16 protein-coding genes are annotated in these 21,795 nt (G+C 70.7%); 12 read left to right on the top strand and 4 right to left on the bottom strand.

Features of this window, described 5'->3' with window-relative positions; all coding sequences use genetic code 11:
- Window positions 1-1,164: 1,164 nt before the first annotated feature.
- From QMG73_RS34360 to QMG73_RS34315, 10 genes are all read left to right on the top strand, one after another.
- Window positions 1,165-2,682 carry a glycosyltransferase family 2 protein gene (locus QMG73_RS34360; RefSeq protein WP_281902761.1) on the top strand — a complete coding sequence of 506 codons (1,518 nt, stop codon included), beginning with the start codon at window positions 1,165-1,167 and terminating at the stop codon, window positions 2,680-2,682.
- 14 nt (window positions 2,683-2,696) lie between these two features.
- Window positions 2,697-3,461: an HlyD family efflux transporter periplasmic adaptor subunit gene (locus tag QMG73_RS34355; protein ID WP_281902759.1), complete on the top strand. Its 765-nt coding sequence runs from the start codon at window positions 2,697-2,699 to the stop codon at window positions 3,459-3,461.
- Entirely contained in the window at window positions 3,458-5,608 is a 2,151-nt protein-coding gene (locus QMG73_RS34350) for a glycosyl hydrolase (RefSeq protein WP_281902757.1), read from the top strand. The genes QMG73_RS34355 and QMG73_RS34350 overlap by 4 nt, the downstream gene beginning before the upstream one ends.
- A gap of 46 nt (window positions 5,609-5,654) precedes the next feature.
- The gene (locus QMG73_RS34345; RefSeq protein ID WP_281902755.1) at window positions 5,655-6,884 is read left to right on the top strand and encodes a hypothetical protein; all 1,230 of its coding nucleotides are present in this window, start codon (window positions 5,655-5,657) and stop codon (window positions 6,882-6,884) included.
- 193 nt (window positions 6,885-7,077) lie between these two features.
- A complete protein-coding gene (locus QMG73_RS34340; RefSeq protein WP_281902753.1) occupies window positions 7,078-7,725 on the top strand; it encodes a response regulator transcription factor in 648 nt (215 codons plus the stop codon).
- 40 nt (window positions 7,726-7,765) lie between these two features.
- Entirely contained in the window at window positions 7,766-8,350 is a 585-nt protein-coding gene (locus tag QMG73_RS34335; RefSeq protein WP_281902752.1) for a response regulator transcription factor, read from the top strand.
- 217 nt (window positions 8,351-8,567) lie between these two features.
- Window positions 8,568-11,198, top strand: coding sequence for a class III lanthionine synthetase LanKC (lanKC, locus tag QMG73_RS34330; RefSeq protein WP_281902750.1), 2,631 nt, complete (start codon window positions 8,568-8,570; stop codon window positions 11,196-11,198).
- 13 nt (window positions 11,199-11,211) lie between these two features.
- Complete coding sequence (locus tag QMG73_RS34325) at window positions 11,212-11,358, top strand: SapB/AmfS family lanthipeptide (protein WP_265252054.1); 147 nt, start codon at window positions 11,212-11,214, stop codon at window positions 11,356-11,358.
- 110 nt (window positions 11,359-11,468) lie between these two features.
- Window positions 11,469-13,112, top strand: coding sequence for an ABC transporter ATP-binding protein (locus tag QMG73_RS34320; protein ID WP_281902748.1), 1,644 nt, complete (start codon window positions 11,469-11,471; stop codon window positions 13,110-13,112).
- Window positions 13,109-14,908: an ATP-binding cassette domain-containing protein gene (locus QMG73_RS34315; RefSeq protein WP_281902746.1), complete on the top strand. Its 1,800-nt coding sequence runs from the start codon at window positions 13,109-13,111 to the stop codon at window positions 14,906-14,908. Before QMG73_RS34320 ends, QMG73_RS34315 begins: the two co-directional genes overlap by 4 nt.
- A gap of 823 nt (window positions 14,909-15,731) precedes the next feature.
- On the opposite strand, the gene QMG73_RS34310 is transcribed toward QMG73_RS34315, so the two are convergent.
- Together QMG73_RS34310 and QMG73_RS34305 are read right to left on the bottom strand one after the other, a co-directional pair.
- Complete coding sequence (locus QMG73_RS34310) at window positions 15,732-16,346, bottom strand: response regulator transcription factor (RefSeq protein WP_281902743.1); 615 nt, start codon at window positions 16,344-16,346, stop codon at window positions 15,732-15,734.
- Between the two features lie 243 nt (window positions 16,347-16,589).
- Complete coding sequence (locus QMG73_RS34305) at window positions 16,590-18,041, bottom strand: M28 family peptidase (protein WP_281902742.1); 1,452 nt, start codon at window positions 18,039-18,041, stop codon at window positions 16,590-16,592.
- Window positions 18,042-18,104: 63 nt separating this feature from the next.
- Here QMG73_RS34305 and QMG73_RS34300 point away from each other — a divergent pair, with 63 nt between their 5' ends.
- On the top strand, window positions 18,105-18,905 hold the full coding sequence (locus QMG73_RS34300; RefSeq protein ID WP_281902741.1) for an SAM-dependent methyltransferase: 801 nt from the start codon (window positions 18,105-18,107) through the stop codon (window positions 18,903-18,905).
- Window positions 18,906-19,222: 317 nt separating this feature from the next.
- On the opposite strand, the gene QMG73_RS34295 is transcribed toward QMG73_RS34300, so the two are convergent.
- Both QMG73_RS34295 and QMG73_RS34290 read right to left on the bottom strand, forming a co-directional pair.
- Window positions 19,223-19,855 carry a ThuA domain-containing protein gene (locus tag QMG73_RS34295; RefSeq protein WP_281902740.1) on the bottom strand — a complete coding sequence of 211 codons (633 nt, stop codon included), beginning with the start codon at window positions 19,853-19,855 and terminating at the stop codon, window positions 19,223-19,225.
- Window positions 19,852-21,189: a radical SAM protein gene (locus QMG73_RS34290; protein ID WP_281902739.1), complete on the bottom strand. Its 1,338-nt coding sequence runs from the start codon at window positions 21,187-21,189 to the stop codon at window positions 19,852-19,854. Before QMG73_RS34290 ends, QMG73_RS34295 begins: the two co-directional genes overlap by 4 nt.
- A 112-nt stretch (window positions 21,190-21,301) precedes the next feature.
- Here QMG73_RS34290 and QMG73_RS34285 point away from each other — a divergent pair, with 112 nt between their 5' ends.
- Window positions 21,302-21,709, top strand: coding sequence for an SsgA family sporulation/cell division regulator (locus tag QMG73_RS34285; protein WP_281902738.1), 408 nt, complete (start codon window positions 21,302-21,304; stop codon window positions 21,707-21,709).
- Window positions 21,710-21,795: the final 86 nt, after the last annotated feature.

The following is a 21,795-nucleotide window of genomic DNA, read 5'->3' as shown; positions in this document are numbered from 1 at the left end:
CTCGCCGGCAAGGGGGTGGTCCCGCTGAGCTGACCACCCAACCGGAGATCTGGTGACCACCCACCCGGAGAACTCATGTCCGCACAGCCGGAGGTCCGCGGTCCGCACAACCGGAGATCGAGATGTCCGTTGACACCAGGGATTCTTAATCGCTGGAGAAGCCCTCGATCGGCGTCCGGTCGTGCGGCGTTGGCTCGCGCGGCGCCGGCTCACACCTGCGGCCTTATGCCGCGCTGCCTTGTGAGGCCACGCCTGCGCCGTGTCGGTCCCGTGCAAGCCGCCGCGTCGCGGGAGCGGCGTGTTCTTGAAGCGCTCGGCCCGTGGATCTCGCGGCGGAGGCGGCACGCGGCACGAGCTTCGAGGTCATCACGCCGCGCCGCGACGTTCGACCGCCGCTGGATGCCGGGAGACCGCATCGGTCGCTGCCGTCGCGGCGAATTCCAAGGCAGCGCAGGTCATTGCCGCGATTTCCTAGGCCAGCCACGACGCAGCCGGGCATCGACGGAGCCGGGCATCGACGGAGCCGGCCATCGACGGAGCCGGCCATCGACGCAGCGGGGCATCGACGGAGCCGGCCATCGACGCAGCCGGCCATGGACCGAGCCGGACCATCGATCAAGGACATCCGCATCGATCAAGGGCAAACGCACGCGGAAAAGAGATCCAACCACGTGCGTTCGTCCTTGATCGACGGAAGAGGGGGGTAGGGATCGACGGAAGAGGGGAGGGATCGACGGAAAAGGTCGGGAGGGGGCGTCGGAATCGGCTACATGTGAAATGGGGGAGCGGGAAAGGGTATTTAGCTGGGGGAATGGGGCCGATGTGAGGGCGTTCACTCTGGTTGCGGGAGTGAGGGACCTGGACTACGGTTACCGCGAGAACTCCGTGAGCTGCGGGAATGGTCGTCGAGACACTGCGCCATCAGGTCGTTCCCGGTTTCCGGCCCATCAAACCTATGACCTGAAAATGTAGGCGATTTAACGCGCTCAATAGGCGAGCGAAGGTCAATTCACTGCCTTGTCATATCGTCGGGACCGGTGTGCAACACGCCGGGGCAAACCTCGTATTGAGAAGCCGACGATCAGATGAGGATTCACCATGCCGACCACCACTGTGGCCGCGAAAAAGCGCCTGGCCTGGCGCCCTCTCCAACGATCGACACGGGTGGCGATCATCGGGGCCCTGCTCGCCACGATGTTCTACCAGCTCTTCCTGCTCAACCCGGCCTACCGCGGTCCGATCTGGCTGTGGACCGCCATGCTGCTCGCGGAAGGGCTGACCGCGCTGCACGCGATCGGTACCTGGTGGACGATCCTCGCCCATGATGATCGCCCCGAGCCGGTCAACGCGACCGTGTGGCGCAATCGCCTGCGCGCCGGAGCGGCTCCACCGACGATCGACGTGTTCATCACGGCCTATGGGGAGGCGCCTGAGCTGGTACGCCGCACGGTCGTGGCGGCGCGCGACATGGAGTTGGCGCACCAGACGTGGGTGCTGGACGACGGGCGCAGCGACGATCTGGCCAGGGTCTGCGACGAGGAGGGTGTCGGCTATCTGCGCCGCGAGGGGCGCGCGCACGCCAAGGCCGGCAACGTAAACGCGGCGCTCGCGAGCACGAGTGGCGAGTACGTGGTCATTTTCGACGCCGATCACGTGCCCGAGCCGAATTTTCTCATCGAGGTGCTGCCGCACTTCCAGGATTCGGACGTCGCGTTCGTGCAGTCGCCGCAGTACTACATCAACCGTGTCAACCTGGTGTCCCGCGGGTCCGCCGAGGCGCAGCGGATCTTCTACGAGCTGGTCTGTCCGGGCAAGAACCGGTTCAACGCGGCCTTTTGCGTCGGTACGAACGTGATGTTTCGTCGGAGCGCGCTCGATGAAATCGGTGGCATTGCCACGGGCAGCAACTCGGAAGATATCTGGACGTCGCTGCGATTGCACCGACGCGGTTGGAAGTCGACGTACGTGCCGCAGGTGCTGGCCCGTGGTCTGGCGCCGCAGGACGTTGCCACGTATTTCAAGCAGCAGTTGCGCTGGGCGAGCGGCGGGTTCGAGGTGCTGCTGCGCGGCCGGCTGTTCCGTCGCGGCACCGGGCTCACCGTCGACCAGCGCCTGCAGTACCTGTTCACCGGCACGCACTACCTGCTGTCCGTGGCGATGTTGACGTTCATGCTGCTGCCCGCGACCTACCTGCTCTTCGGGCTCAGCCCGATCCGCGCCGACGGCTGGACGTGGGCCGCGCACTACCTGCCGTTCTACTTCATGGTGCTGCTGGTCACGTGGCTGCAGTCCGGCGGCTTCAAGGCGTCCGCCATCGTCGCCAGCATCGGCGCGGCACCGGTACACGCGAGGGCGCTGTGGGCGACGCTGCGTAACCGGCCCGCGGTCTGGCGCGCGACGAACGCCGGATCCGGCGCCCGGTCGCTGTGGGTGGTGATGTCGCACGTGGCGCTCCTGACCTTGAACGCCACCGCGATCGCCGTCGGCCTCGCGGTCATGGCGGATCCGCCGCCGACCTGGCTGTCCGCCGCGTGGGCGGCGATGCACGTGGTGATCCTCGGCCGGATGGTCATCGAGGCGGTGGCGGGCGGCCCGGCGGTCGACGACACCATCGCGCACGAGAGGGAGGAGCAGAGCCGCTCCGCGGTCGGTGTGGCCAGCGTACCGAGCATGACCCGCTGAGAGGGAGAGCAATCATGAGCAATGACACGACCGAAAAGATTCCATTGCCTCAGGCGCCATCTCGGAGCGAACAGACGTATGCGGCGACGTCGAACCGGCCGTCCCGCCTGCGCGGCTTCCTGCGCGGGCTGCGCACCACCGTCGTGGTCCTGGTCCTGATCGCGGCGGCGGTCGCGGGCGGCACGTACATTGCCCGCGACCGGCTCGCCGCCCGCGCCTACGTCGAGCTTGGAAACGCGGTCCTGACGGCCGATCCGGTACCGGTTGGCACCGCCGCCGCGGGCACGGTGTCCACTGTGGGCGTCGCGCCGCAGAACCAGGTGTCCGCGGGTGACGAGCTGGCCGAGGTGACCGTCACGGCGCCGGACGGCGATCCCGAGGACCGCGTGTTGAAGGCGCCCATCGACGGCATCATCTCCGAGGTCAACGTCACCACCGGCGGCGTCGCCACCCCGGGCCAGCCGGTCGTCACCATGTACGACCCGGCGCGGCTGACGTTCCAGGCAAGCACGTCGGTCGACGAACTGCGCCGGCTGCGGCTCGGCATGAGTGCCCGCGTCACCGCGGACGGGCTCGACAAGCCCATCGTCGCGCGCCTCGAACGCGTGGTGCCGCGGGTCGGCAATGACCCGTCCGGCGGCGGCTTCACGGTCGTGCTCGTGCCGGATGGCTCCGAGGTGAACACGGTGCGCTCCCTGGTGCCGGGGCTGCCGTTCACCGCCACAGTGGACACCAAGACGGCCGTCGGTGGCACCCCCGCGGTCAACAGCGCCAAGTGAGGGCGACCGCGGCGCTGGCGGTACTCGTGCTGCTTTTCGGATGCACGTCCGGCGCGGAGCCGGACCGGGAAGCGGCACCGCCAGCGACGATCGCGAAGCCCGATCCCGGCGGTCCCGCCGGCTTCGCCGGCAGTGGCGCCATGCCGTCGAAGCCGCCGGCGCAGGCCGGCGGCGACCTGAAGAGCCAGGCACTGCCGACCAACCAGTGGTGGACGTCGGCGCTCACGGGCCCGCTCAGCCAGCCACTGTGGACACATCCGCTGGCGGTTCGTGCGGCGCCTGAGGGATTTCAGGTCAGTTCGGGGCCGCCGGCGGCGTCGGCCAACGCGGTGGTCACCCCGTTCGAACCGGCTGTCACGGCGGGCGGGCCGATCGGCGAGCTGCGGGTCGTCGAATATGGAGCGTTCCATGTCGTACTGCGTGCCGGCTCAGTCGAGGCCAGGCTCGTACAGGGCAGTCCGATCCTGTACCTGCGCTTCGATGGCACCGAGCCCGCGCTGACCGCCCCGGAAGCCACTGTGGATGGTCAGGTAGCCCATGCCGATGGGTGGGACTTCGTCGCCGACGGGGGAAGCTGGCGCCGTGATGGGGATCGGTTGGTCGCCACCGGCGCGCGTGACGGGCGGATCGCGGTCGCGAAGGTGCCCGACGGCGCCGATCGTGCGGCGTGGGACGCCGCTGTGAAGGACGCGGCCGCCCATCCGGTCGAGACCACGACCGCGGCGATGGCGTACGACCGCGCGGCCGGCACGGTCACCCAGACGCTGACCGCGAAACGGCGCGGTGGCGGGCCGGGCGTGTGGGCGCTGCTGCCGCATCAGCGCGGGAGCGGTGGCCGGGAGATGGCGGGGCAATACGCCGACGCGCTCGGTGCGATGTCGGTGGTGGAGGCCGATGAAATCCGGGTAAGTGCACCGATGCCGGGCCTACTCACCGAGGCGCCCTCGATACCGCTGCCCGGGCGAGCGCGCTCCGAGATCGTCGCCGACCTCGACCGGGACCTGGCCGCCAAGCCGGGTGACGGCGGCAGCTACTTCGGCATGAAGGAACTGGGCCGGCTGGCCACGATCGCGCAGGTCGCGCAGGGCGTCGACGACGAGCGGCGGCGCGCGGAGGCGCTCGACCGGTTGCGTCCGCAACTCGTCGACTGGCTCACGTATCGCGGGCCGGGCGACGGCCGTTACTTCACGTACGACAAGACATGGGGCGGGCTCATCGCGGTGCCGCCCGAGTTCGGTAGCGAGGACTACAACGACCACCACTTCCAGTACGGCTATCTGGTGCGGGCGGCGGCGGTGCTGGCCGCGGCCGACAAGGGGTTCCTGCGCGAGTACGGCGGCGCGGTCGACCTGATCGCGCGCGAGTACACGGGCGGTGCGCCCGGCTTCCCTCCGTTCCGCGTGTTCAACCCGTACCTGGGGCGGTCGGCGGCGTCGGGCTTCGCACCGTTCGCCGACGGCAACAACCAGGAGTCGTCGAGCGAGGCGGTCGCCGCGTGGGAGGCGGTGGTGCGCTGGGGCCTGGTGCGCGGCCAGGACGATCTCGTCGAACTGGGCGCCACGCACTACGCGATGGAGGCGGCCACCGCTCGGATGTACTGGCTCGGAATGGGCCTCGATCACCCCGAGGGGTACTCGCACCGGGTCGCCGGCATTGTCTGGGACGCCAAAATCGACTACGCGACGTTCTTCGATCCGCGTCCCGAGTCGATCGAGGGGATCCAGATGCTGCCGGTGACGTTCGGCTCGCTGTACCGTGCGAACCCCGAAGCGGCGCGCGACCGATCGGCGGCGCTCGACCGCGCGGTGGCTCGTCCCCGCGTCTGGGGCGATCTGTTCGCGGCCGACCTGGCCGCGGCCGATCCGGACGCGGCGTTGCGCCGCCTTGGCCAGAACCCGCCCCGCGAGGACAGCACGAGTCGCGCGATGGTCGGGTATTACGTACGAATGCTGGCGGCTTTCGGCGCACCGCAAGCGGCGGTGACCGCGGACGCACCGTACGGTTTGGCGTTCGGAGACGAGGCCAGGCCCACCCTTGCGGTCGTCAACCCAACGGGTGAACGGCAAACCGTGACGTTTCGCAAGGAAGGGGAGGTCATCGCACGGATCGAGGCCTCTCCAGGGGAGGCGGTGTCACGTCAACAATGAGCCATCGACGTGCGACCTTGTGTGAGCGTTGGTAGTTTCGGCCCTGATGTCCAGCTCGACGCTCTCCAGGACGGTGCTGCGCCTGCTCATCGTGGCAGGCGCGGCCGTGGCTGCGTACGTCGTGTGTGGACTGTTGGCGTCGTCGCCGGCGCGCGCTGCCGACGGTGGGGGAGAGCGGGGGCTCCTCGGCGGGCTGACCGCGGCGGTGGATGTCGATCTCCCCGTGGACCTGCCCGAGGTGCCCGCCCCGGATGTCCCCACCACCGATCCGCCCGCGCCCGACCGGCCATCCGAGCCCAGGTCGGAGGCGCCGCCTCGGGAGCAGCCGCCGTCCGCGGTGGGATCGGTTCCGGACCGGCCGGTCGATACCGGGCTGGTGAGCTCGGACGGGACCGAGCGAGGGGACGTGGTCGGCAGCGCCGGGTCCGCGGCCGGCGGCAGCGTGGGCGTTCCGGTTCTGGAGGACGCGGTATCGGTCACCGGCGTCGACCTCGATGTGGGCGCGGTGACGGAGCCGGTTGCGGATCTGGTACCTCGATCTGTCATGGGCGCGGAGCTCGGCACGGTGGTCGGTGCGATCCATGAGCCAGTCGCGAGCACTGGACTCGAGCCGGTCGGAGCGGTGCTCGAGCCAATTGTGGGCACCGGCGCAGGCACGATCGGTGCGGTCACCGGTGTGGTGGTCGAGCCGGTCGGAGCGGTGCTCGGATCGGTGAACGCGGTGCTCGATCCGGTGATAGGCGGCGTGGACTCCGTCACGGGTGCCGTTCTCGGTCCGGTCCTTGGACCTGTCCTCGGTGGTGTGGCCGGGGTAGTCGGCGAGGTGGGCAGTGACGTCGTCGGACCGGTGGTCGGTGGCGTGGGTGCCGCGCCGCCAGGCAGTCCATCCATCGTCGAGGAGCCGCCGCTCGGCGCTGACCCGGCTACCGCGCCCGCCGCACCGGTCGCGGCGATCGCCACACCGGCCAGGATTCTCACCGTCCAGGCGAGCGGTCCGACCGTCGTGCCCGGGCCGCGGCGAGACGTGGCGTGGCCGAGCGCGGTACCCCATGAAGGTGCCGGCGGACAGCGCCCGGCGCCGGATGCTCCACCACCCCCGGCGGGTGGCCTCGGCGGTTGCTCCCTCGCGCACGGCGCCGCCGGCGGGCCATCGCTGCCGTCGGTCGTGCCCGGCGAAGCGCCGGGGCGACCCGAGGCGCGTGCCGGGCTGGCCGCTGTGCCGACCCATCTTCTCCGTGCCGGCCGGTTGCCCGGTGTCATGCCGCTTCCCGGCTGAGATCAGCAGCACCAACGGAACGCCGCGTGCGTGCTCGCACGGCGCTCCGACGTACCCAGTGTGCCTGATCGGGCCCGGCAGGGGGACCTGCCGTGAGCCGGCCGAGGCCGCCGGTGAACTGTCAGAAACCCCGAGATTGCTCCGTGGAATGCACGCGGTAGCGGGCGGCAGCGCACCGAGGGCAAGGCGTGGCATGCCCGCGCTGATCCGCGTACCGGAGATCGGAGAACGCCTCGTGATCGGGGTTGTGATCGTCGAGGAGATGGGTTTGTTGCGCAGCGCGTTGAGCGCCGTGCTGTCGAGTGAAAGTGATGTAGAGGTCCTGGCCGAGGTCGATTCGGTCGAGCGGATCACCGGACGGCCCGACGTGATCGTGGTCGATCTTGATCTGACCGCGGTGAACGAGCATGCGAATGACGCGCTGACCGCGGTGGCGCGGGTGCGTCGGCGGCTGCCGGGCGCCGCTGTGCTGGCCATGAGCGCCCGCTGGAGCGCGGACCTGCTGCTGCGGGCGATCGAGGCCGAGGTGCTCGGTTTCGTGAGCAAGGACCTGTCGCCGGACCGGTTCGTGCGGTTGGTGCGGCTGATCGCCCGCGGCGAGCGGGTGATCGACCCGAGGGTGGCGGCGGCCGCGTTCAACCCGCCGACCAATCCGCTCACCGAGCGGGAGCGCGACGTGCTCAACGCGGCGGCGGAAGGGCTGCCTCCCAAAGAGATCGCCACCCGCCTCCACCTGGCGCACGGCACCGTGCGGAACAGGCTGTCCGACATCATGCGCAAGACCGGGGCCCGCAACCGGCTGGAGGCCATCCGGGTGGCCAGGGAGAAGGGATGGTTGTGAAACCAAGCGACCTAGACAATGGCATGTTTCAATGTGCACCGTGATTCGTATCTTGCTCGCACTCGATGGAGGACTGGTACGCGGCGCGCTGGCGTTCGTACTCTCGGCACAACCCGACATCGACGTCGTCGCGCAGGTCGAGCCGACTGCCGACGTGTGGGGCCGCGCGGAGGCGCTGCAACCGGACGTCGCGGTCGTCGACATGGCGGCGGTCGGCGCCGGGCGGCGCTTCCCGTGCCGGACGCTCGTGCTGGCCGCCCCTCGTGAGGCGCGCGCCTTGAGCGCCGCGCTGCGGTATCAGGGGCACACCTGCGGATTTCTCGGCCACCAGGTGGCGCCGGATCGGATCGTGGCCGGCGTGCGCCGGTTGGCGGGCGGCGAGCCCGTCGCTGACCCGGAGCTGGTGGTCGCCGCCCTGAACCGGTCGAATCCCCTCACCGACCGGGAGATGCAGGTGCTGCAGATAGCGGCCACGGGGTGGCCCGCCAAGGAGATTGCGCGCGAGCTGTGCCTGTCGCCGGGCACGGTGCGCAATTACCTGTCTCGTGCGCTGAGCAAGGTCGGTGCGCGGACCCGGATAGAGGCGGTTCGCATCGCGCGCGACGCGGGGTGGATCTGGCAGTAGTACCCAAAACCATATATGCTGAATAGGATTAGCGGCGCGGCACTGGAAGGTGCCGCGTCGCCGTTTTTCAAACGCGTTGTTACACACTTTTTGGCCGTGAATTACGCACGAGTAGCGATCGATATCCTCATCGTCCAGTGGTGACTATGGGCACTAGAGCGGATCGATTGCCGTCGCCACGATGAACTCACCGATGAAACGAAGGTGAGGGGCCGGCATGGACGATCGATACGAAGCGTTCTGCATGGCCGACCTGTTGTTCTACGACGTCCTGCACGCCAAGCCCGCAGCGGGCTTCGCCAGCGCCGAGCGTGCGTTGCCGGACGGTTGGCAGCGTCGCGAGCAGGACGACTGGATCGTGTTCCGTTCCGGAAACCCCAACCTGCCAGACCAGGGCTGGAAGATCCACGTATCGGCGTGCCTCGACAACGCGGAGCGCATCATCGGTGCGGTCTGGGACTACTGCATGCCCCGAGGCATCGACTTCAAAGTGCTCCGATCGCCGGCGACATTGCTCGCACGGGTGTCGAAGTACGCACCGCGCGGATACAGCGGCAAGCTCGTGACGATCTACCCGGTCGACGACGCCGCGTGCGAGGCGATCCTCGAAGAGCTCGGAGCACTGCTCGACGGTGAACCGAGCCCTTACATCCTGAGCGACCTGCGGTGGGGGCCCGGCCCGCTGTACGTGCGGTACGGGGCGTTCAGCAGCCGGTACTGCGTCGGCGACAACGGCCAGGTCGTGCCCGCGATCGCCGACGACACCGGCACGCTCGTGCCCGACCGCCGCACCCCCGTCTTCTACCTGCCGCCGTGGGTCACGCTCCCGGACTTCCTCGCGCCACACTTCGCCGCCCGCAACGCGGTCACGCTCGCCGACGTGCCGTACAAGGTGGAGCGTGTGCTGCACTTCTCCAACGGCGGCGGCATCTACGCCGGCACGGACACCCGCACCGGGACGCCCGTCGTGCTCAAGGAGGGCCGGCCGCACGCCGGCATCGACGCCCGGGGCCATGATGCGGTACGCCGTGTCGAGCGCGAGTACGAGATGCTGCGCGCGCTGGCCGGTGTGCCCGGCATCCCCGAGGCGTACGAGCTGTTCTCGGTGGGGGAGCACCGGTTCCTGGCGATGGAGCACATCGATGGCCAGCCGCTGAGCAAGGCGATCGTGTACCGGTACCCGCTGACCGACCCGACGTCCGGGCCGGCCGAGCGGGCCGAGTACGCGGCGTGGGCGATCGACGTGTACCGCCAGGTCGAAGCGGCGATCCACGGCGTCAACGAGCGCGGGTTCGTCTACGGCGACCTGCACCTGTTCAACGTGATGGTGCGCGACGACGGCACCGCCGCACTGCTCGACTTCGAGGTGGCGGCACCGATGGCGACGGCCACCCGGCCCGCGCTCGGCAACCAGGGCTTCAGCGCACCCCGCGGCACCCGGGGCCAAGACGTCGACCGGTACGGGTTGGCGTGCCTGCGGCTGGCTCTGTTCCTGCCGATGGCGAACCTGCTCGGCCTGTCGAGGGCAAAGGCGCGGCATTGGGCCGAGATCATCTCGGAGCACTTCCCGGTGCCAAGCGACTTTCTCACCGAGGCCGTCGAGGTGATTGCTCCGGCTGTGCCCGACACAGACACCGTTCCCGCCCCCACACCGCGGATCGAACCCGACCCCGCGGGCTGGCCGGCCCTGCGCGACGATCTCGCGCGGGCGATCCTGGCCAGCGCCACGCCCGACCGCGCCGACCGGCTGTTCCCTGGTGACATCCAGCAGTTCCCGCTCGGCGCGATCGGGCTGGCGTACGGGGCGGCTGGCGTGCTGTACGCGCTGTCGGTCACCGGCGCCGGCCGCCACCCGCAACTGGAGGAGTGGCTGCTCAAGAAGGCGACCCGACCGCCGGAGGGCAGCCGCTTGGGGCTCTACGACGGATTGCACGGAGCGGCGTTCACGCTCGACCACCTCGGGCACCGCCAGGCCGCCCTCGACGTGGTCGACCTCTGCCTCCGGGAGGACTGGACGGCGCTCGGCTCCGACCTGCAGGGCGGGCTGGCCGGCGTGGGCCTCAACCTCCTCCACCTCGCTGACCGCACCGGCGAGCCGGCGCTGCGGATCGCCGCGCACCGGGCCGTCGAACTGGTCGCCGACCGGCTCGGCGACGAAGACTCGGTACCGGAGGTCAGCGGGCGCGAGAATCCGTATGCCGGGCTGATGCGCGGCTCAGCCGGCGCGGCGCTGCTACTGATGCGCGCGTACGACGACACCGGCGACACGGCGTTGCTGGACAAGGCGGCGACCGCGCTGCGGCAGGACCTGCGTCGCTGCGTCAAGCGCGACAACGGGGTACTGCACGTCAACGAGGGCTGGCGCACCCTGCCGTACCTGGACGTCGGCAGCGTCGGCATCGGCATGGTGCTCGACGAGTACCTGGCGCGGCGCCACGACGACCAGTTCGCGGCGGCGGTGCCGGGCATCGAGCTCGCCGCACAGTCCACGATGTACGTCCTACCTGGACTCCACACTGGACGGTCCGGCATCCTGCTCTACCTGGCTGGCCGCTCAGCCGATCCAGCGGCTGACCCGCGAGTCGGGAAGCAGGTGCGCGGGCTCGCCTGGCATGCCATCCCGTACGGCGGCGGGCTCGCCTTCCCCGGCACCGCCCTGCTTCGCCTTTCCATGGACCTGGCCACCGGCACCGCCGGCGTGCTTCTCGCCCTCGGAGCGGCGCTGCACGACACACCGGTACACCTGCCGATGCTGCCGCCCACGCGGCGCTCGGCGCCGGAGGCGGCCGGCGCCGCCCCACAGACCCCCGCGCCAGCCGGCGCGGGTCGGATATCCCCCCTTCCCTGAAAGGAGTGCCACCATGGCACTGCTCGACCTGCAAGGCATGGACACCCCGAGCCCCGAACTCGCGGCGGACAGCAGCAACAGCAAGCACTCGTGTGGCGGCAGCGAGCTCAGCGTCACCCTGTGCGGCGAAAGCGACCTGAGCGTCCTGCTCTGCAAGTGACCGTTTCACCCATGATCCGCGAGCACTGACAGCGGAGTCGTGACAACGAAGCCGCGGTCCCGGACAAGTGTCGGTTGTCCGGGGCCGCGGCGCCGTGAAATGGAGTCTATGTGACGACGGCGTCGTTCGGGGCGGTAGCGCGGCGCGGTGGCCGATGGCTGCCGTTCGTCGCGGTCGCCGCCCTGTCGGGTACTGCCGTGACGCTCGCGCTGCCGGCTGTGCTGGGCCGGGCGATCGACGCGATCGTCGCGGGCGGCGGTTCGGGCACATGGGTGGCCCTCGCGGGAGGGCTTGTCGCGCTGGGCGTCGCCGGAGAGCTGCTCGGCGCCTACGCCGGCACCATCACCGTCGCGACCGCCGCCGCCTGGCTGCGCGAACGTCTCGTGCGGCACGTGCTGTCGGCCGGTCGAGGCGTCGACGCCGGCGATCTCGTCAGCCGGGTCTCCGCCAACGCCGTCGACGCGGCCCAGGCCGGCCCCACCGCCGTCAGCGTCGCGACCGCGATCCTCCCGCCCGCGGGCAGCCTCGTGCTGCTGACGCTCATCGACCCGTGGCTGGCGCTGGCGTTCCTCTGCGGGCTGGCGCTGGTCGGTGCGGTGCTCAGAGCATTCACTCGGCGCACCGCGGAGGTGGTCGGTGCTTACCAGCGGGCGCAGGGCCGGATCGCGGCGCGCTTGACCGAGGCGCTCGGCGGTGCACGTACCATCGCCGCCGCCGGCACTACGGAACGTGAGGAGCGCCGCGTGCTCGCGCCGCTCGCGGACCTGCGCGCCGAGGGTGAGCGGACCTGGCGGGTGTTGGCGCGCTCCAGCGGGCAGGCGGCCGCCGCCGGCCCGCTCGTCCTGGTCGCGGTGCTCGCGGCCGGCGGCCTCGCGCTGGCCGCCGGGCGGATCAGCGCCGGAGACCTCTTCGCGGCCGGACGCTACGCGGTGATCGGCGCGGGGCTCGGCGGCCTCACCGGTACCCTCGCGGGTCTCGCCCGGGCGCGCGCTGCCCTGCACCGCGTCGGCGAGGTGCTGGCGCGCCCGACCATCCAATATGGACCAGCGGCGCTTCCGCCCGGTCCGGGCCGGCTGGAGTTTCGCGGTGTCGCCGTGCGATCCGGCGACGCCACGCTGCTCGACGGCGTCGACCTGGCGGTGCCCGGTGGGGCCGCGGTCGCCGTCGTCGGCCGGTCCGGTGCGGGAAAGTCCGTGCTCGCCGCGGTCGCGGCCCGGCTCCGCGACCCCGACGAGGGCGAGGTGCGGCTCGACGGGGTGCCGCTGACCGACCTCAGCCACGGCGCGCTACGCGCGGCCGTGGGCTGCGCGTTCGAACGGCCGGTCCTGATTGGCGGGACAGTCGCCGACGCCGTCGGGCTCGGGCTTGCGCGCGATCGGGTACGCGGTGCCGCGCTCGCCACGCACGCCGACGACTTCGTCAGCCGGCTCCCACTCGGGTACGACACACCGCTGGCGGACGCCCCGATGTCCGGCGGGGAGCGGCAGCGGCTCGGGCTCGCGCGTGCGTGGCATGCGGAGCGGTTGCTGGTACTCGACGACGCGACGTCCAGTTTGGACACCGTTACGGAGATGCAGATCAGCCGCACGTTGACGGCTGACGGCCGTGGGCGTACCAGATTGATTGTCACGCACCGCGCGGCGACCGCTTCGCGCGCGGACCTCGTGGTGTGGCTCGACGCCGGGCGCGTGCGCGCGGTGGGCTCCCACGCCGCGCTGTGCGACGATCCCGACTACCGGGCGGTGTTCGTGTGAACGCCCTGCGGTTCGGGCTGGCGGCGTTGCCGCGCCGGCCGTTGCTGGCGCTGGCCGCGTGGTCGGTGCCGGAGGCGTTGCCGTCGGCGCTGCTCGGCGTCGCGGTGGCGCGGGCCGTCGACAGTGGATTCCTCGCGGGGCGGCCGGTGGTGGGCCTGGCTTGGCTCGGCGTGCTGCTGCTCGCCGCGGGTGTCGGCGCGATCGGGGCGCGGCAGGTGTTTCGGCGGCTCGGCGACGTGGTCGAGCCGTTCCGCGACGAACTCGTCCGGCGAGTGGTCGGGGGTGCGCTGCGGCGGGCCGTCGCGGGCCAGCCCGACGACGGCGCGGTCGTGCGGCTCACGCGGCAGGTGGAGATCGTGCGCGACACGTACGCCGGCCTGATCGTCGTCGTGCGCGGCTTCGTGGTGACGGTGGTGGGCGCGGCCGTGGGCCTGATGTCGGTGGCGCCGGTGATCGGGCTGCTGATACTGCCTCCGTTCGTGCTCGGCGTGGCCGCGTTCGTGGCGACGTTAGGGTTCGCGGCGGAGCGGCAACGGGCGGCGGTGCGCACCGACGAGCGGTTGTCGGCCACCGCCGGAGCGGTACTCGCCGGCGTCCGCGACGTGGTGGCGCGGGGAGCCGAGGAGCACGCGGCCGCGATGGTCGCCGGCCCGATCCGCGAACAGGCGGCCGCTGAGCGCGCCCTCGCCGGCACCGCGGCACTGCGCACGCTGTGTTTCGCCGTGGGCGGCTGGCTCCCGCTCGTCGTCGTCCTGGCCGCCGGCCCGTGGTTGGTGCGCCGCGGGCTCACCGCCGGCGCCATCATGGGCGCGCTGACGTATGTGCTGTTCGCACTCCAGCCCGCGTTGAGCCGCCTGATGTCGGGACTGGGCGGCAGCGGGCTGCGGTTCGTGGTCACATTGGACCGAATCCTGACCGCGTCCACTGTGGTCACCGCGAGCGCGCCGCGGCCGGTGGCGGCGCGGGGGTACGACGTGGTATTGCGCGGAGTGACGTTCCGGTACGGGCCGCACGCCGAGCCGGTGCTCCGCGACCTCGACCTCATCCTCCCCGAGGGGGATCACCTGGCGATCGTCGGGCCCAGCGGGATCGGAAAGTCCACTATGGCGAGCCTGGTCTGCGGGCTGCTGAGTCCGGCCTCAGGCTCGATACTGGTCGGTGGGGCGCCAGCCGGTGTGATGCCCGGGACCCGGGTGCTGATCCCGCAAGAGGCGTACGTGTTCGCCGGCACGGTAAGGGAAAACCTGCTGTACCTGCGACCTGGCGCGTCCACAGTGGAGGTCGAGGCGGCGGTCGAAGCCGTGGGTGCGTCCACTCTGGTCGATCGGCTCGGCGGCATGGAGGCGCCGGTCCGGCCCGACGAGCTGTCAGCGGGGGAGCGGCAGCTGATCGCCCTCGCCCGGGCATACTTGTCGCCCGCGCCGCTCGTGGTCCTGGACGAAGCGACCTGCCACCTCGACCCGGCCGCCGAACGGGTGGCCGAGGAGGCGTTCGCCGCGCGCGAGGGCACGCTGATCGTCATCGCTCACCGGGTAACGTCGGCGGAGCGCGCGCGGCGCATCCTGGTCCTGGACGGGGTCAGCCCGGATCTGGGCACCCATGCGGCGCTGCTGAGCCGCAATCCGCTGTACCGCGAACTCCACGGCCTCTGGCACCCGGGCCTGATCGCGGGCGCGTCCCCCACGCCCGCCCGACCGTCCCCGCCCGTCAAGCCGTCCGCGCTGCCCGGGCTGCCCGCTTTGCGGCGGGCCTGGCCCTCCGACCCCGCCGACCAAGGCCAACCGCACGCGGTCTGACCCTTTCCACAGACCACCGCCCGACCGGCAACCCTCGCCCCACGTCCTCGCCGCCGCGTCCTCCTCGCTCTCCGCGCGCCCGCCTCCGCGCTCCGCTCCCACGAGCCTCGCCCCGCGTCCCCCTCACTCGCCGCGCCGCGCCGCCCCGCCCCGCGCCGTGCACCGCGCCCCGCGCCGTGCACCGCGCCCCGCGCCGTGCACCGCGCCCCGCGCCGCGCCCCGCGCCCCGCGCCGTGCACCGCGCCCCGCGCCGTGCACCGCGCCCCGCGCCGTGCGCCGTGCCCCGCGCCGTGCACCGCGCCCCGCGCCGTGCGCCGCCGATCAAGGGCGAACGCACGTGCTTTGATCTCCGATCCACGCGCGGGCGCCGCCCGGCGGGCGCGGCACGGCGTGTCGCCACGCCGGTTGCGCCGATCAAGGGCGAATGCACGTGCTGTGATCTCCGATCCGCGCGCGGGCGCCGCCCGGCGGGCGCGGCACGGCGTGTCGCCACGCCGGTTGCGCCGATCAAGGGCGAATGCACGTGATTGGATCTCTTTCCGCGTGTTTTTGCCCTTGATCGATGAAGATCTCCTTGATCGGCGGGCGCTGCCCGCCTGACTCCGGCGCTGATACGCGGGGTGTGCGCGCTGCGCGCGGGCGGGCTGGGTGCGCGCGCTGCGCGCGGGCGGGCGGGGTGGCACGCGCTGCGGGCGGGCGGTGTGCTCGTGCTGTGCGCGGCGGTGTGGGCGTGCTGTGCGCGGGCGGTGTGGTCGTGGAGCGCGGAGGGTGAGGCCGCGGGAGCGACGGTATGGATCACGACGGGCGTCGCGGTAGCTCAAATTTAGATCCAGCCGGCGTCCTGGGCGATGCGGATGGCCTCGATGCGGGTGCGGGCGCCGGTTTTGGCGAGGATGCGCGACAGGTAGTTGCGGACTGTGCCGGTGCTCAGGAAGAGCGCCTGGGCGATCTCGCTGGGCGGCGTGCCGTCGACCGCGAGTCGTAAGACCTCGCGTTCGCGGTCGGTCAGTGGGCTCTCGCCGGCGGTCAGTGCCGCTACGGCGAGCTGCGCGTCGAGCACCGGCTCGCCGCGGGCGACCTGCCGCACGCCCTCGACCAGGTCGCCGGTCGACGTCTCGATGCCGATGAATCCGACGCGCGGCGCCAGCCGGGCGAGCGCGCGGCCGAGGGCGGCGCTCGCTGGCCGGTCGAGCAGGATGAGTACTCCGCAGGCGGGCAGCGACTGGCACAGGGCTGGGCAGAGTTCGCCGACCGTGACCGGGCCGGGGAGGCTGGCGTCGAGGAGCGCGACGTCGGGGCGCTCGCGGGTGGCGATGGGCAGGATGTCGTCGGCGCGGTCGAGCTCGGCCACGACCGTGAGGTCGGGTTCGGCGGAGAGGACGGTGGCCAGCGCCCCCCGAAACAGCGTGCCTCTCTGTCCGAGCAGGACCTGGATCACCGCACCCCCTGACAGACAGCGACGAGCCCGCAACAATCTGATCAATGATTGTCAGTTTATGTTGCCAGAATTGGGCGATAAGCGATTCAGGAAACCTGTCGGATACCTGATTGTTGCTGATTAACGAGATCGCCCTTGCTGGTCGCGATCAAGGAAGAACGCATTGATCAAGGGCGAATGCACGTGGAAAAGAGATCAAACCACGTGCATTCGCCCTTGATCGACGAAAAAGGGGGAAAGGGGTTAGGAGGTTGCGGGCACGGGGAAAGCTACCGGGCTGTGGTGGCCTTCGCGGTCTACCGCGCGGACGCCGAAGAAGACGTTGTCTTTCGACAGGTCGATCGTCGCCTCGGTCACGTCGCCGACCGGGATCACATGGGTCCATTCCGGGGCGGTCGTCTCCCGCCACACCACCTCGTACCCGGCCAGATCCGGCTCGGTGCCCCGGGTCCACCGTAGCGTCGTGTCATTGGTGAGTGCGGCCGTCAGGATCCGCACCGAGCGCGGCGTGCCCGGTGCCTGGGCCAGCGACCACAGCGCGGCGCCGTTGACCCGGGCCACCCGCGCGATGTACTCGAAGTCGCAGAACTCCGGCAGGTCGCCGAACTGCACGCCGTTTTCGACGCGGACATCCTGGTGCTGGTGGCGGAAGTCTTCGTTCGGCTCGGTGAAACGAGCGGCCGGATAACCCTCGCGCAGGTAGGAGATATGGTCGCTGCCGCGCAGGTACCGGTCGCGGCGGTAGATGACGCGGACCCGCATGCCGGTGGCGTCGTTGTCGGCCACGTCTCGCACGAAGCGGCCGAGTTGCCGCGACGGCGAGTCGTTTTCGCCGCCCACCGACTGGCGAACCGTCGCCTGCTCCGGCGTCTCCGAGGTCGGCACGCCCTCGACGAACAGGCGCACCGTACGCCGGTCGCGTGTGCCATCGTCGGCGGTGCTGCTGCCGACGATGTCGTCGCTGAACATGCCCTGCACATCGGCGCCGGCCGCCTTGTACTGCCGAGCCTGGAACGCCGAGCCGAACAGCCCCTGCTCCTCGCCGGCCACCGCGGTGAACACCACGGTCGCCTCGATCGGGCGGCTGGCCATGAGGCGTGCGAGCTCCAGCGCCACCGCCACGCCGGACGCGTCGTCGTTGGCGCCGGGGGCGTCGGCGGTCGCGTTGAGTACGTCGGTGACGCGCGAGTCGTAGTGTCCGGACACCACGTAGACGCGCTCTGGCGAGGTCGTGCCGCGCAGGGTCGCCACCACGTTCGTGATGACCGTGGGCGTGGGGATGCGGGGCGGTGCCGCCTCTTGGAGGTACGACTGCTTCTCGACGGTCATGCGACCACCAGATGCACCGGCGTACCCGACGAATTGCTCGTAGATCCAGTCACGTGCCGCTCCGATGCCGCGGGCCGGATCGTCCTGACTGGACAGCGTGTGCCGCGTGCCGAATGCCGCGAGCCGGCGCACGATTGCCTCGATGCGCCTCGGGTCAATGTCGGCCAGCAGCGCCCGGAGAGCGCGGCTGGGCCGCTGAGGGGTGAGGGGGCGGCCCGGCCCGGGGGGTGACCCCGCGACCTGGGCTGACCCGGCTGCCTGGGCGGGCGCCGCACCGGCCAATGAGCCCGCGACCAGCGGTGTTGCGGCCATCGCGGTGGCTGAGGTGATGAACGCCCGTCGAGATGTGGATTCATCGATGCCCATTCGCCTAATCGTGGCCCGGCCGGTTGGCCGTGTCCAGGGCACCGACCGGGTTAGTCTTGCGGCGTGGAGCAGTCCTGGTACCGCGAGCTTGACCTCGACGCCCCCAGCCCGGCCCGGGTGTACGACTACTTCCTCGGCGGCAGCCACAACTTCGCGGTCGATCGCGAGATGGCGCAGCGGCTGGTCGCGGTCAAGCCCGACGTGGCGGAGACGATGCGGGCCAACCGGGCGTTCCTGCGGCGCGCGGTGCAGCACCTGGTGGAGGTGGGCGTCCGGCAGTTCCTCGACCTGGGCTCCGGTGTCCCGACGGTCGGCAACGTCCACGAGATCGCGCAGCGCGCCGCGCCCGACGCGCGCGTGGTCTACGTCGACGTCGACCCCATCGCGGTGGCGCACAGTACGGCGATGCTGGCCGAGAACCCGCTGGCCGGGATCATCCGCGCCGACCTGCGCGACACGGAGACGGTGCTCGGGCACCCGGTGGTCGGCAAGCTCATCGACTTCGCCGAGCCGGTTGGACTCCTGGTGGTCGGCGTATTGCACCAGCTTCCGGGCGACGAGCCGCTCGGTGCGATCCGGCGGTACCGGGAGGTGCTCACACCGGGCAGCTACCTGGCGCTCACCCAGGTCACCCAGGACGGGCGGCGCACCGATAGCACCGAGTTGCTGAAGGAGACGTTCGACGGCGGATACGCCAAGGGCGCCGACGTGATGACGATGCGGACGCGGCCGGAGGTGCTGGCGTTCTTCGAGGAGTTCGAGCTGATCGATCCTGGGCTGGTGTTCGTGGCGGAGTGGCGCCCGGAGGTCGAGGTGCCGGACCCGGAGCGGCTGTCCACGTACGCGGCGGTCGGCCGCCGCTGAGCCCCGCGTCGCGCTGCCCGCGCCGGGCGTGCGCCGGGCGTGCGGCCGGCGTGCGCCGATCAAGGCCATTCGTGTCGATCAAGGGCAAATGCACGCGGTTTTGAGATCGAACCACGTGCGTTTGCCCTTGATCGACGAGGAGCCCGCCGATCGGCGAGGAGCGCGCCGATCGGCGAGGAGCGCGCCGATCGGCGAGGAGCGCGCCGATCGGCGAGGAGCCCGCCGTTCAGCGAGGAGCGCCGATCGGCGAAGGGCGGGCCGATCGACGAGGAGCCCGCCGTTCGCCGAACGGCGCGCCGTTCGGCGAGGGGGCGGCGTTAGGGCAGGGTGGCGGCCCAGCGGAGGCCGCCTAGCAGGTGCTCGCGGAACGCGGGCTCGTCGTACCCCTCGATCGTGTGGCCGAGCGCCGTGTAAAAAGCCCGGCCGCCGCCGTGCTCGTGGCACCAGGCCAGCGGGTGGTCCGCGCCCATCCCGCCGCCCGAGTACGTCGTCTCGTCGAGCCGCAGCAGTACCCGCGCGTCGGGGCGGGTGCGGAAGTCGTACCACTCGTCGACGCGGGACCACGTGGCGGGCAGGTGCGCGGTGGCGGGGTGGTCGTGGTCGACCACGGTGACCGTGGCCGGTTGCACCTCGGGGTGCTGGTCGAAGAACGCACCGACATGCTCGCCGTAGAACGGCCAGTTGTACTCGGTCGCGGTCGCCGAATGCACTCCCATGAACCCGCCACCGCCCCGCACATACTCCTCGAATGCCCTGCGGCCGGCGTCGTCGAGCACGGTGCCGTTCGTGTTCATGAAGACGACTGCCTGGTACCGGCTGAGCCGCTCCGGCGTGAACCAGTCGGGGTCCTCGGTGGCGTCGACGGGGTACCCGAACGAGCGCACGGTCTCGATGCCCGCCGGGATGGAGTCGTGCCGGAACCCGGTGGTCCGCGAGAAAACCAAGATCACGCGGGAACCGTATCCGAAGCGGGCAAGGTGTCCGAAGCGGGCAGCGTGTCCATGAAGGAGCTCACCGAGAACACCGCGCGCCCCGCCCCGGGTGGCCCGTATCCGGGCGGCGAGGTGAGGCCGTTGGCCTCCATGGTCGCGCGGTACGCCTCCAGCAGCCGGATGTGGTACTCCAGCGGAGCGCCCTGAGGATTGGTCCGACCCAATGGCGTGGTCGGCTCGGGGCACCACGTGGTGAACCGCGGCAGAATGCCCCGAGACATGAAGTACTGAAGCCCCTCGGTTGTCGACTCGATTGCCTCGTCCACCGTCCGGAACCCGAACGGCTCGGCCATCTCGATGCCGGCCACGAAGTTGGGGATGACGTTGCGGGGCCCGAAGATCTCCGCCGAGTCGAGGATGCGGCGGTGCCACTCCTCCCGCCCGACGTACCGCTCCTTCCCCGGGCAGTACAGCTCAAAAAGGCGCTTGTCCCACACTTCGTAGTTGGGGTGATAAATGCGGATGCCGTAGTCGTGGAACCGCTGCACATCGGCCCTGGGCAGCGCCTGCGCCACCACCTTGCCGATCCACCGGCCCGGGAAACGCTCCTCGATCGCCTTCGCGTACCGCCCGTAGAAGTCGGCCTCGGCCAGCCCGTCCACCTTCGACGTGACGCTGCCCCCGGTCAGCGTGTACGCGTGCGAGCTCTGCGCCGTGTCGTACTTGTTGATGATCGCGAGCGCCTCGAGCACCTCGTCGACCGGCTTGACTCCGGTGTACGGCCGGCCGGCTGCCTTGTGCTGGCGCCAGTTGTGGTTGATGTCGCAGTACTGGCACTCCTCCTTGGCGCCGAAGTACTGGCAGACGCGGAACACCGTCAGGTAGATCAGGTAGCCCCACTGGATGGTCGGCGCGACCTCCATGACCGACTTGCCGTTGGCGAGCGTGTGCCGGTAGTAGTCCGGCATCGGCGGGAGCCCGACGTCGGCGATCGGCCGCCCGTCGAGGAAGAGCCGGGCCACGCCGTCGGCGTCGGCCTGTACGCGGTACGGGGAGTCGGGGTTGACCCGCACCGATACGACTGTGCGGCGCAGCTCGTACGGCCCGCCGGTCAGCACGACCTCCTCCGGCGGCCGGCGCAGCGCCGCCTCGCCCAGCTCGGGGAGGGTGCGGTGGTCGAAGGAGAAGATGAAGTACGACTTGGGCTTCACCGTGCCGTCGTCGCCGTCGGTCAGTACCGACTCGTCGAACGCCATACCACCGCGCAGCAGATCTTCCTTTAGCGCCGCCTCGCGGGGAATGTGGGGAAAGCGACCCATAAGGTCTTCGATCACATCGGTGCGGGTCCGCATCGGTCAAGACTGCCATCCCGGGGTGCCCGGTGCGGTGGGTATCCGCCCGACTTGTGCCGCCGATCACCTCCAATATTCATCCGACGCCCTTCGGGGACCGTATTCAACGATCGTGAGATGGAGGAAGCGATCGGCGTGGCAGATGATGATGGGTCACGCGTACTCGGCCACGGTCGATGGATCGGTGACGATCGGGCTCGGGTACGCCGCGGAGGACCCGTACGCCGTGCATGTCATCGTCAGCGCCGACGCGTCCGACGCGTCCTGTTGGGTGTTCGCGCGTGATCTTCTGCTCGCGGGCCTGACCGGCCAGGCGGGCGAGGGCGACGTGGTCATCGGCACCGAGCCGGGCGCCAGCGTGGTCAGCATCATCCTGCGCAACGGCCGGGACATGCTGGCGATCGACCTGCCCAGGGCACCTTTGTGCCAGTTCGCCGCGGACATGCTGAGCATCGTGCCGCGCGGCCGCGAGGGCGGTTACGTGGACGTCGACGCGGGCTTGCGTTCCCTACTGGCCTAAACCGTGATCAGGGCGTCCCTGAAGTCGTTAGAGCGACGTGAGGGATGAACGGTCCGAGTCGCCGCGCGGCGCTCGCCCACGACGGC

The sequence above is a fragment of the Phytohabitans aurantiacus genome, assembly GCF_027923225.1.
Taxonomy (GTDB): domain Bacteria; phylum Actinomycetota; class Actinomycetes; order Mycobacteriales; family Micromonosporaceae; genus Phytohabitans; species Phytohabitans aurantiacus.
This window is presented reverse-complemented; position numbering and strand designations above follow the sequence as displayed.